The 11,350-nt window shown below is 72.4% G+C and carries 7 protein-coding genes and 1 riboswitch; of the genes, 2 read left to right on the forward strand and 5 right to left on the reverse strand.

Features of this window, described 5'->3' with window-relative positions; translation table 11 throughout:
- Positions 1-45: 45 nt before the first annotated feature.
- The 5 genes from ACFRQN_RS36920 to ACFRQN_RS36940 form a co-directional block, all read right to left on the reverse strand.
- Positions 46-1,041: a ribonucleotide-diphosphate reductase subunit beta gene (locus ACFRQN_RS36920; protein ID WP_074001568.1), complete on the reverse strand. Its 996-nt coding sequence runs from the start codon at positions 1,039-1,041 to the stop codon at positions 46-48.
- A gap of 20 nt (positions 1,042-1,061) precedes the next feature.
- Entirely contained in the window at positions 1,062-3,473 is a 2,412-nt protein-coding gene (locus tag ACFRQN_RS36925; RefSeq protein WP_049652373.1) for a ribonucleoside-diphosphate reductase subunit alpha, read from the reverse strand.
- 192 nt (positions 3,474-3,665) lie between these two features.
- Positions 3,666-3,800: riboswitch (cobalamin riboswitch) on the reverse strand.
- Between the two features lie 72 nt (positions 3,801-3,872).
- A complete protein-coding gene (locus ACFRQN_RS36930; protein WP_380744917.1) occupies positions 3,873-5,564 on the reverse strand; it encodes a glycosyltransferase family 39 protein in 1,692 nt (563 codons plus the stop codon).
- Positions 5,564-6,682: a glycoside hydrolase family 26 protein gene (locus tag ACFRQN_RS36935; protein ID WP_380744919.1), complete on the reverse strand. Its 1,119-nt coding sequence runs from the start codon at positions 6,680-6,682 to the stop codon at positions 5,564-5,566. The genes ACFRQN_RS36930 and ACFRQN_RS36935 overlap by 1 nt, the downstream gene beginning before the upstream one ends.
- Before the next feature lie 5 nt (positions 6,683-6,687).
- On the reverse strand, positions 6,688-8,106 hold the full coding sequence (locus tag ACFRQN_RS36940) for a glycosyltransferase family 2 protein (RefSeq protein WP_107086463.1): 1,419 nt from the start codon (positions 8,104-8,106) through the stop codon (positions 6,688-6,690).
- 435 nt (positions 8,107-8,541) lie between these two features.
- Here ACFRQN_RS36940 and ACFRQN_RS36945 point away from each other — a divergent pair, with 435 nt between their 5' ends.
- Positions 8,542-9,762 (forward strand): ricin-type beta-trefoil lectin domain protein, encoded by a 1,221-nt coding sequence (locus ACFRQN_RS36945; protein WP_049652356.1) that lies wholly within the window; start codon positions 8,542-8,544, stop codon positions 9,760-9,762.
- A 94-nt stretch (positions 9,763-9,856) separates the two neighbouring features.
- Positions 9,857-11,257: a LamG-like jellyroll fold domain-containing protein gene (locus tag ACFRQN_RS36950; protein WP_380744921.1), complete on the forward strand. Its 1,401-nt coding sequence runs from the start codon at positions 9,857-9,859 to the stop codon at positions 11,255-11,257.
- Positions 11,258-11,350: the final 93 nt, after the last annotated feature.

Raw genomic sequence — 11,350 nt, forward strand, 5'->3', positions numbered from 1 at the left:
CGGCCACGGCCGTGCGGGGCACCTCTGTCATTCGTTCTGTTCTTCCTAGAAGTCGTCGTCGAAGGCGACGGAGCCCTCGACGGCGACCTGGTACGCCGAGACGCGGCGCTCGAAGAAGTTGGTCAGCTCCTGGACGTTCTGGAGCTCCATGAAGCCGAACGGGTTCGTCGACCCGTAGCGGATCGGCAGGCCCAGGCGGGCCAGGCGCTGGTCCGCCACGGCCTGCAGGTACTCGCGCATCGAGGCGGTGTTCATGCCGGGCAGGCCGTCACCGCACAGGTCCTGGGCGAACTGGAGCTCGGCCTCGACGGCCTCCTCCAGCATCTCCGTGACCTGCTTGGCCATCTCGTCGTCGAAGAGGTCGGGCTCCTCCTCGCGGACGGTGTCGACCACCGACATCGCGAAGTCCATGTGCATGGACTCGTCGCGGAACACCCAGTTGGTGCCCGTGGCCAGGCCGTGCAGCAGGCCGCGCGAACGGAACCAGTACACGTAGGCGAAGGCGCCGTAGAAGAACAGGCCCTCCACGCAAGCCGCGAAGCAGATCAGGTTCAGGAGGAACGCGCGGCGGTCCTCCTTGGTCTGCAGCGAGTCGATGTGGTCGACCGCGTTCATGTACTTGAAGCAGAACTGCGCCTTCTGGCGGATGGAGGGGATGTTCTCCACCGCGGCGAAGGCCGCGTTGCGGTCCTCCGGGTCGGGCAGGTAGGTGTCCAGCAGCGTCAGGTAGAACTGGACGTGCACGGCCTCTTCGAACAGCTGCCGCGAGAGGTACAGGCGCGCCTCGGGCGAGTTGATGTGCTTGTAGAGGCTCAGCACCACGTTGTTGGAGACGATCGAGTCGCCCGTCGCGAAGAACGCGACCAGCCGGCCGATGAGGTGGCGCTCGCCCTCGCTGAGCTTCGCCAGGTCGGCGACGTCGGAGTGCAGGTCCACCTCCTCGACGGTCCAGGTGTTCTTGATCGCGTCCCGGTACCGGTCGTAGAACGACGGGTAGCGCATCGGGCGCAGGGTCAGCTCGAAGCCGGGGTCGAGCAGCATCTTGCGGTCTTCGGGGGTGGTCACTGGCAGGCCTCGCAGGACTCGGGGTTCTCCAGGGAGCAGGCGATGGCGGCTTCCTGCTCCGGGGTGAGGGAGGGGGTGTTCACGGGCACCGGTGCCGGCGCGGCGGCACGGGCGGTGCCGGACGCGGCCTGGGCGATGCGGGTGGCCGGGCGCGAACGCAGGTAGTAGGTGGTCTTCAGACCGACCTTCCACGCGTAGGCGTACATCGAGCTGAGCTTGCCGATGGTCGGCGCCGCCATGAACAGGTTCAGGGACTGGCTCTGGTCCAGGTACGGCATACGGGCCGCGGCCAGGTCGATCAGCGCGCGCTGCGGCAGCTCCCAGGCCGTCCGGTACAGCGAACGGACCCCGGCGGGCAGCCAGTTCAGGTCCTGGACGGAGCCGTTGGCGTCGCGCAGGGCGTCGCGGGTCTGCTGGTCCCAGACGCCGAGCTCCTTGAGCTCGCGCACCAGGTACGGGTTGACCTGGAGGAACTCGCCGGACAGCGTCTCGCGCTTGAACAGGTTGGACACCTGCGGCTCGATGCACTCGTACACGCCGGCGATGGACGCGATGGTCGCGGTCGGCGCGATGGCCAGCAGCAGCGAGTTGCGCAGGCCGGTCTCGGCGATCCGGGCGCGCAGCGCCGTCCAGCGGTCGGCCCACTGCGGGGCGGCCGTCGGGAAGTGGTCGATGTGCAGCTCGCCGCGGGCGGCGCGGGTCTCGCCGTACGCCTCGTGGCGGCCGAGCTGCTCGGCCAGGTCGGCGGAGCGCTCGTACGCGGTGAGCATGATGCGCTCGGCGATCAGCGTGGAGAGCCGGGCGGCCTCGGCGGAGTCGAAGTCGATCCGCAGCTTGAAGAAGACGTCCTGGAGGCCCATCACGCCGAGGCCGACCGGCCGCCAGCGGGAGTTGGAGGTGCCGGCCTCGGTGGTCGGGTAGAAGTTGATGTCCACCACGCGGTCGAGGAACGTCACGGCCGTGCGGACGGTGGCGTCGAGGCGCTCCCAGTCCATGGCGCCGAGCAGGTCGTCGACGGTGGCACCGGGGGCCACGTGGGCGCCGAGGTTGACCGAGCCGAGGTTGCAGACGGCGGTCTCGGAGTCGTCCGTGACCTCCAGGATCTCCGTGCACAGGTTGGAGGAGTGCACGGTGCGGCCCGGCAGGGCGGTCTGGTTGGCGGCGCGGTTGGAGGCGTCCTTGAAGGTCATCCAGCCGTTGCCGGTCTGCGCCAGGGTGCGCATCATGCGGGCGTACAGGGTCTGCGCCGGGATGGTGCGGACGGCCTTGCCGGCCAGCTCGGCCTTGCGGTAGGCCTCGTCGAAGTCGGCGCCCCACAGGTCGACCAGCTCCGGCACGTCGGCCGGGGAGAACAGCGACCAGTCCTGGTTGGCGTTGACCCGGCGCATGAACTCGTCCGGGATCCAGTGCGCCAGGTTGAGGTTGTGGGTGCGGCGGGCCTCTTCGCCGGTGTTGTCGCGGAGCTCCAGGAACTCCTCGATGTCGGCGTGCCAGGTCTCCAGGTAGACGCAGGCCGCGCCCTTGCGGCGGCCGCCCTGGTTGACGGCGGCGACCGAGGAGTCGAGGGTGCGCAGGAACGGCACGATGCCGTTGGACTTGCCGTTGGTGCCGCGGATCAGGCTGCCGCGCGAGCGGATGCGCGAGTAGGACAGGCCGATGCCGCCGGCGTGCTTGGACAGGCGGGCGATCTGCGCGTAGCGGTTGTAGATCGAGTCCAGGTTGTCCAGCGGCGAGTCGAGCAGGTAGCAGCTCGACATCTGCGGGTGCCGGGTGCCGGAGTTGAAGAGCGTCGGCGAGGAGGTCAGGTACTCCAGGCGGCTCATCAGGCCGTACAGCTCGGCCACCTCGCGCACCGACTGCTCGGAGTCGCCGACCGCCAGGCCGCAGGCGACGCGGAGCAGGAAGTGCTGCGGGGTCTCGATCACCTTGCGGGTGATCGGGTGGCGCAGCAGGTAGCGGGACTGCACGGTGCGCAGGCCGAAGTACTCGAAGCGGTCGTCGCCGGCGGTGTCGATCAGCGCGTCCAGGGCGGCGGCGTGCTTGGCGACGAAGTCCGCGGTGGTGTCGCCGATCAGGCCCTCGGTGTGCCCGACGGCGATCGAGGCGGAGAAGGACACCGAGCCCTGGCTGTTCGCCTCGTCGACGATCTCCAGCGCGAGCAGGCGGGCGGCCAGCTTCGAGTACTGGGGGTCCTCGGCGATCATCGACGCGGCGGCGTCCACGGCCAGCCCGCGCAGCTCGGCGAAGTCCGAGCCGGCGTGGCGGCCGCGCAGCGCGGCGGCGGCGACATGGCCGGGGTCGACCTCGGTGAGGTCGGTGCTGCGGTCGGTGAGCAGCCGCAGCAGCGCGCCCCCGGGGTCGGAGACCGTCGGGTCGGTGAAGGCGGTACCGGAGCCCTGGGCGGGCAGGGTGGCTGAGGCAGCGGTGGTCAAGGCGCTCTCTCCTGGCGGCGATCGGCGGCGGTGCTCGGGGGGCCACCGGGCCGATCTGGGCAGGGGAGCACGGCGCGAACGCAAAAAAGCGTCGCGCGAGGTGACTCCCCGGCCCGCCCGCGAGGCCCGGAGGGGTACTGCTGGTGCCGGCGCGGCCTCTGCGGGAGGGCCGTGGCGCACGCCGTCGGCAGGTACTCGGACTCGCGGGGTGCGGCTGCTGGAGCCGCCCGCTCACCGCTGCGGGGCAGTCCCGGATTCGCACCGGGTTCCCCTGCATCGACAGCAGAAGCGAGCATACATGTTGTGCCGCCGGACTGCGGCGGCACCATATGTTGTGCCTGTCGTGTCGCGGATGTGCGTGGGCCGGGCAGCCGGTCAGTGCTTCAGATAGACCTTGTACGTGCTCGAATCGCCGGTCGGCGAGGTGAATTGGGCGACCAGCCGGTAGTGTCCGGCGGCGCCCAGGGCCTCGCTCAGGGCCCGGTCGGTGGCCCTCGGCGCGGTGCTGTCGAGGACGACCATGGTGAACCAGCCGTCCCGGATCGCGGCGACGCTGCCGTCGTCGCCGTGGTGCTCGACCCCGGCCCCGTCGCGGTAGTCCGTGCCGGCGCGCGCGGAGACCCACTGCTCGGGCTTGGAGACGCCGCCGAGGTAGTACTCGGCGAGTCCGTCGACCTCGGTGAGGTAGCGGCCCTGGGGCTCCGTGTGGACCCGCAGGACGGCCAGCAGGCGGCCGGAGTCGGGCCCGTTCTGGTAGCGCAGCGCGGACTGCTCCAGGCCGAGGGCGAGCAGGGCGACCCAGACCAGGATGCCGAGCTGGGGGTGGCGGAAGTGGGCGCCGACCAGCCGGGTCAGGCCGACCCCGGCGAGCGGGGCGGCCAGCAGCATGCCGTAGCCGAGGTGGCGGAACAGCGCGCCGGAGGTGCCGGTCCACAGGTGGGCGGCGGGGACCAGCAGGGCGGTGGCGGTCAGGACGGCCCCGAGCAGGGCGCGCCGGCCCCGGGTGGTGGGGAGGGGCTCCTTCTCCGGCGCGTCGTGCTCGGGCATCTGTTCGCGGCGCGCGTAGGCGATGGTGCCGGCCACCGCGAGGACGGTGAACAGGCCGGCCCACTGGAGCGTGCCGAGCAGGACCGAGCCGGCCGAGCCGGGGGCGTTGCCGCGCGAGGGCGACCACCCGGCGACCTTGCCGAGGGTGCCGTACGGGAGCAGCAGGACGAGGGTGCCGAGGGCCGTCAGCAGTGAGCGCAGGGCGGCCGGGCCCACCCGGTGGTACGGCCGGGCGCAGGCGAAGGCGAGGGCCACCAGGGCGGGGACGGCGAAGGCCGCGGAGTAGGCCGTGGCGCAGGCCAGCGCCGTGGGCGGGGCGGCGAGCAGGGCCAGGGCCGGATGGCGGCCTGCGGTGAACACCGTGGTCCAGGCCGCGAGGGCGACCAGCAGGACGGCGAGGGACTCGGGCGCGGCGTAGAAGCCGACCACGACGGTGGACTGGAGGACGGCGTACCCGGCGATGGCGCAGATGGCGACCCGCTCGTTGAACAGCCGCCGGGTCAGCGAGTACAGCAGGACCGTGGTGAGCAGCGCGAAGCCGAGGCTGAGCAGCCGGGTGCCCCAGATGCCGTTGGCGTCGGCGGCGGCGCCGGCCAGCGGCGGGTAGAGCCAGGGCGAGCCGTGCACCCGGTCGACCAGGTCGGTGGTGACCGGGGTGCCGTGCAGCAGGTGGGCCAGCTGCTGGCGGCCGGCGACCATGGCGGCGGCCTCGTCGGGGTGCGCGGCGGCCAGCAGGCGCAGCGAGAGGGCGGCCTGGACGGTGAGGACGGCGCCCAGCAGGCCGCGGGCGATCCACCGGCGCCGGGGGCTGGTGCCCGGGTCCCAGCCGATCGCGGGGACCCGCGGGATGGTGTACGGGGCCAGCTCGACGCCGTCGGGGTTGTCGACCGCTACGGCGGGGCGGGGCCCGTCGGGGCTGTCCACCGCCACGGCGCCGGGCCCGTCCGGGTCCGGCTCGGCGGCCGGGTCGTGGGCGGAGCGGCCGTGCGGGACGGGGGAGAACTCGGACTCAGTGCTCATCAGGGGTTCCGGATGTCGAAGCCGTAACGGGGGTCGGACACGCGCTGCTTGAACGCGGCGAGGGTGTCCGGCACGGCCTCGACCCGCCAGTCCGCCCGCTTGACGATGTTGAACCAGACGAAGCCGACGATGTCGTCGTGCGCCTCCAGCCCGGAGAACAGCTGGTCGATGTCCGCGTGCTGGCGCTTGCCCTGCTCGGAGGCGGTCTCGCTGATGAAGAAGGGCTTCTGGGAGAAGCCGCGGATCTCGGCCATGGTCGGGCCGTAGAGCGCGTCGAAGGTCTTGGGCCCGGTCTTGGTGAAGTAGCCGGTCATGCCGGCCCAGTCGACGTAGGTGTCGCCGGGGTAGTACGGCTCCAGGCGGGTGTTGGGCGCGGGGTCGGTGATGTTGGGGCTCCAGACCCAGATCACGTTGGTGGCGCCGGCCTGGTCGAAGAGGTCGTGGACGTGGCGCCAGGCGGCCACGAAGTCCTCGGGGGTGGCGGCCTGACGGCCCCACGGGTACCAGTCGCCGTTCATCTCGTGGGCGATGCTGACGGCGATCGGCAGGTTGAACTTGGCCACGGCCTTGGCGACGCCGCGCACGTAGTCGTCGGTGTCGCCGGCCGCGATCGAGGCGAGCGAGCGGTCGTGCGGCTCCCAGGCCATGAAGGGCAGCGCCCCGGCGTCGTGGATCCGGCGGGCGCCCGCGGTGTCGAAGCCGCCCTTCCAATGGGCGTAGAACTCCAGGACGTTGGGCTGCTTGCCGATCGCGTCGCGGTAGCCGGGCAGCGCGTCCATCGTGGCGGGGACGTCGGGCAGGGCGGCGCCGAGGTACTTGTGGCTCGGCCTGAGCAGCGGCGTGACGTCGTACGGGACGCCGGCCGGCAGGGCCTTGGGCGTGGCGGGCGCGGCCGGCGCGGTGCCCCCCGCGGCGGGGGCCGCGCCCGGAGTGCCGGGAGTCCCGGGGGCGCCGGGGGCCGGGGTGGCGGCCGGGGCGGCCTGGGCGAGGTCCTTCTGCATCGCGAAGCCGGGGTCCTCGGGGCCGCACGCGGTGGTGAGCAGCAGGCCGGCGGCGGCCAGCAGCGGGAGCGCCAGCCGGTGACGGAGCCGGCCGGCCCGTCTCGGGTGGGCGGTCATGGCGATCACACTGCTTCCGTCGGGCGGGGCTGGACGAGGACCCGGCCCACGATGGTGGCGTAGAAGAGGCCGGAGGCGAGGACGAGGGCGAAGTTCAGCGGGCCCATGGTGAGCATCCGCCAGATGCTCAGCAGCACCCAGAGCAGGGCGGTTCCGCCGCCCCAGGCGATGACGCCGATCCAGAACCGCCGGGTCCTGTTCCGCTTGGCGCCGCTGGAGCCGGTCGGCTGCCAGGCCATCCGGTTGCGGCGCACGATGTCCCAGATGGCGAAGACGTGCGCCCAGCCGTACATCATGCGGGCGGCCCAGGCCTCCAGCCGGTAGGGGTTGCGGTGCCAGAGCGGGAAGATGACCGTCGCGTAGAGCAGGCCGGGCAGCACCAGCGCGGTGTTCTCCCAGCGGATCAGGTCGGGGCGGGCGAGCAGCAGGACGATCGGGATGAGCGGTGAGACGACGGTGAACAGCGCCGTGTGGATGTAGTAGAAGAAGCCGGACAGGTAGCAGGCCCGGGTGATCGGCCGCAGCTTGGTCTGCCAGAACTTCTTGCTGCCGAGCAGGCTCATCGAGCCGGTGCACCAGCGGTACTGCTGGTTGAAGAAGCCGCCGACGTTGTCCGGGCAGACGCCGGTGGCCAGCGCGACGGGTATGTACTGGAGGTCCCAGCCGAGGCGGCGCAGGTCGAACCCGGTGTGCACGTCCTCGGAGTGGCCGATCAGCGTGGTGCCGCCGTTCTCCTCCAGCGCCGCGCGCCGGTACACCGCGCAACTGCCCACGCAGATGGCGCCGTCGCTGCGCTGCCGGGAGACCTGGACGGTCCGGTAGAACAGCTCCTGGACGGCGCCGGCGCCGCGCTCGATCCAGTTCTGCGAGTCCAGGATGCGGAAGAACTGCGGGGACTGGACGATGCCGAGGCGGGGGTCGGCCTCCATGTAGGGGAGCATCTCGTTCAGCAGGTCCGGCCGGGGCGCGAAGTCGGCGTCCAGGATGAGGATGTAGTCGCTGTCGGAGTTGCGGAAGCCGAACTGGAGGTTGCCGGCCTTCTTGAACCAGCCGAGCTTGTCGCGGGTGCCGTACACGAACCCGAAGTCGACGGCCATCTGCGCGAGTTGCGGGCTGTTGCTGTCGTCGAGGACGTACGGGGTGACGTCGCCCGGGTACTGGTCGCGGAGCCGGGCGACGTGCGTCCAGGTGTTGTGCAGGACCTCGATCGGCTCGCCGGCGACCGGGAGGAAGATGTCGACGGTCGGATGGTGCTCGGGCTGCCAGGACTTGACCAGGGCCCGGTGGGCGGAGAGGTCGAAGGTCTCGTTGAAGCCGTGCACCCAGCGGGATATCAGGTAGTAGACGATGGTGAAGGCGAGCGGCGGTATGAAGAAGAGGAACCACGGCGTCGCGCTCAGCAGCCCGATCTCGCTGGCCACCATGCAGGCGAAGCTGATGAGGGAGAAGCAGGTCAGCACCCACAGGTTGGTGCGGGCGTAGAGGTACTTCTCGGTGTTGTCCGGGGGTTGGGGGAGCAGGCCCCACCGGTTGCGGGCGGTCGGGCCGCGCCGGCTGCGGCGTCGTGAGACCGGCGGCTGACCGCTTCCCGCGAGTCGCGCGCTCTCGGTGACAGTCACGTGCTCTACTCCCCCGAAGCCGTACTGAGTCTGAACCGTCCCCGGGTGGTGGCCGTTGTCGCTCGGGCACCAGGGGACGCCAGGATCGTACGGGACCGATCGCTCTGCGTCCGCTTCCCCCTGTTCGACCGGCCGCCCGGAACCGATATCGAGCTCCGATCGTGATGTGAACGGGGGTGCGGCCGGAGCGCCTGTGTACGGTTGTCCGTTCGACGGGCGAGGACGGTTCGGGGGAGAGCGATGGGCATCGAGGACGGCGCGGCCGGGCGCGTGGCGCGGGGCCTGCGGGCGGTCGCCGCCTTCGGTGCGGTCGCCGCGCTGCTGGCCGGGTGCAGCGGCGACGTCGGGGCGGTGGAGCCGCCGGCCGGCCCGGCGACGGCGCTGTCCGGGCCGGGCATCTGCTCGACCGCGCAGGAGCCGTTCCCCAAGCTGGCGATGGACGGCGGCGCCAAGATCCTCGAACCGAACCCGTGGAACACCGCGGGCACGGTCTGCGTGGACCCGGTCGGGGACAGCGGGTTCACGGTGTCCCGGATCAACGACTTCGTCCCGAAGAACCCGCTCGCCCCGGGCGCCTACCCCAACGTCTCGACCGCCCCGGGCGCGAGCGGACTGCCGGTGCCGGTCAGCGCGCTCGGCGACGCCACCGCCGACTGGGACGCCAACGGCCGGGTGAGCGGCTCCTTCAACCTCTCCTTCGACCTCTGGTACGGCTCCAGCCCGGACAACTGCCTGCCGGGGGAGAGCGCCGAGGTGATGATCTGGCTGGACGCCACCGACAACGTGCGGCCCGCCGGCGACAAGGTGGCGGACGCCCTGCCGTTCGGGGACGCGAGCTACCACGTCTACCAGGCGCCGATCACCGGCCCGCACAGCGTGATCAGCTACGTCCGCACGGCACCCACCCACACCACCCGCGGCCTCGACCTGCGGCTGTTCACCGCCGACGCGATGGCGCGCGGCTACGTCCCGAAGAGCTCCTACCTCTGCCGGGTGCAGGCGGGGTTCGAGGTCTGGAGCGGCGGGACCGGCCTGCGCAGCAACTCCTTCGCCTTCCACAACCGGGTCGGCCTGCCGGCCGGCGAGGTCCCGGCGGGCGCCCCGGGGATCTGCCTGCGGCACGGCGGCGGCGGGACCGCCGGCAGCCCGGTGACCGTCGGATCCTGCGGCGACCAGGCCGTCTCGACCGGGTGGACGGTGGGCAACGACGGCTCGCTGCGCGGCGGAGCGGCCTGCCTGGCGCCGGGCGCCGACCGCTCCTCGGTGACCCTGGCCGAGTGCACCGGCGGCTCGGCCCAGCGCTGGGTCACCGCCCCCGGGCAGCGGCTGAAGCACCCGGACACCGGGCTGTGCCTGGGCACCGCGGGCGGGGCGCTCGCGGACGGCACGGCGGTGCTCCTGCGCCCGTGCGCGGACACCGTCTCGCAGCGCTGGAAGCTGCCCTACAACGGGGTCGCGTGAGCCGACGTCGCACCCGGGAAACCCCGGCCGTGCTGACGTTTCGTCCGCGCACCCCCCATGGGCGTGTCGGGGTGGATGCCCTAGCATTCGGGCCATGAGCGATCGACCGGTACCGAGTGGCGAGCCGGGCCAGCCCGCCACGCCACCGCAGCAGGCACCGGCCGGGGGGCCCGCTCCGGCCACCGGTGTGCCACCGCAGTTCCCGAGCGGAGCCTTCGGCCCCGCGTCCGGCTACGGGCCGCCGCCCGCACCCGCGCAGCCCCAGCAGATGACGCCGCATCCGGTCGCGCAGCCGGTGCCGCCGGTGCCGCACCAGGGCGGCGGACCCGCCCCGGTGGCGCCGGGGCCGGTGCAGCCCGGCCCGGTGGCGCCGCAGCCCGGCCCGGTGGCACCACAACCCGTCCAGCCGCAGGCGGTTCAGCCGCAGCCGCAGGCACCGATGCCGCAGCCCGGGCCGGCCGTCGGGCAGCCCTTCCCGCCGGGCCCGCAGCCGGGCCAGCCGCAGCTGGGTCAGCCCGTGGCGCACTGGCAGCAGCAGGGCGGCTTCCAGCCGCCCGTCCCCCCGCCCGGCCCGGCGGTCTCCCCGGCCGGCACGCCGAACTGGGAGGCGCTGGCCGAGCAGAACGAGCAGTCCGCCAAGCGCGGCCGCAGGCTCAAGCTGATCGGCGTGGTGACCGCGGTGGTCGTGGTGGCCGCCGCCGGTGGCGGCGGGTACTGGTACTACCAGCACGGCAAGGAGAAGACGCCGGTGCCCCACGGCGCCGGCTCGCCGACCCCGACGGTCACCGGCCCCTCGAACACGACGAGCGCGCCGCCGCTCAAGGGCATCGACAGCCCGCCGACCGTCGGCTCGCTGCCCGCCAAGAAGGGCGCGGCCGCGCTCAACCTGGGGGCGGACGCCAAGCAGGGGACGATGGCCGGATTCTCCGGACAGGTCCTCAAACTGCCCAGCGGCCAGGACTCGTTCGCCTCGACCTCCACGTCGGTCGTCGAGGTCAACAAGAGCTTCACCGTCTCCGCGCGGGTGCTGGTCGACGTGCCCAACGGCAACCGCAGCGCGGTCAGCCAGGGCGACGGCCAGTACTACTCGTTCGCACTGGGCCGGGCCGGCAACAACGGGCACGACCAGTGGTACTTCAAGGTCCAGGTGCCGGGCGGCGGTTCGGCGATCGCCTGGTCCAAGGGCGACGCGACGGTCAATCAGTGGGTGCTGCTGACCGGCGTGTACGACGACCCGTCGGGCCAGCTCACCCTGTACGTCAACGGCGCTCCGCAGTCCTCGGCCAAGTCGGCCGGGGTGCAGCCGAGCGGCAGCAACTCCCTCCAGGTCGGCCGGCTGAGCTCCAACTCGCAGTGGGCCGACCCCTGGCACGGCGCCGTCGCCGACATCCAGGTGTGGGACCAGGTGCTGCCCGAGGCCGACATCGTCAAGATCGTGGCCGGCCCGAGCTCGCCGCCGTCCATCGCGCCGACCGGCGCCTGGCTCGGCGGCTAGGGCCTGTCTTCGAACTCCCGTCGTCCGCCCGGAGGGCGGGCGGGGCGGCGTTGGGGTGCGTGCATCGCAAGGCGGAGGAGGGAGCCACTGCGG

It is taken from the genome of Kitasatospora sp. NPDC056800 (genome assembly GCF_042789775.1).
Taxonomy (GTDB): domain Bacteria; phylum Actinomycetota; class Actinomycetes; order Streptomycetales; family Streptomycetaceae; genus Kitasatospora.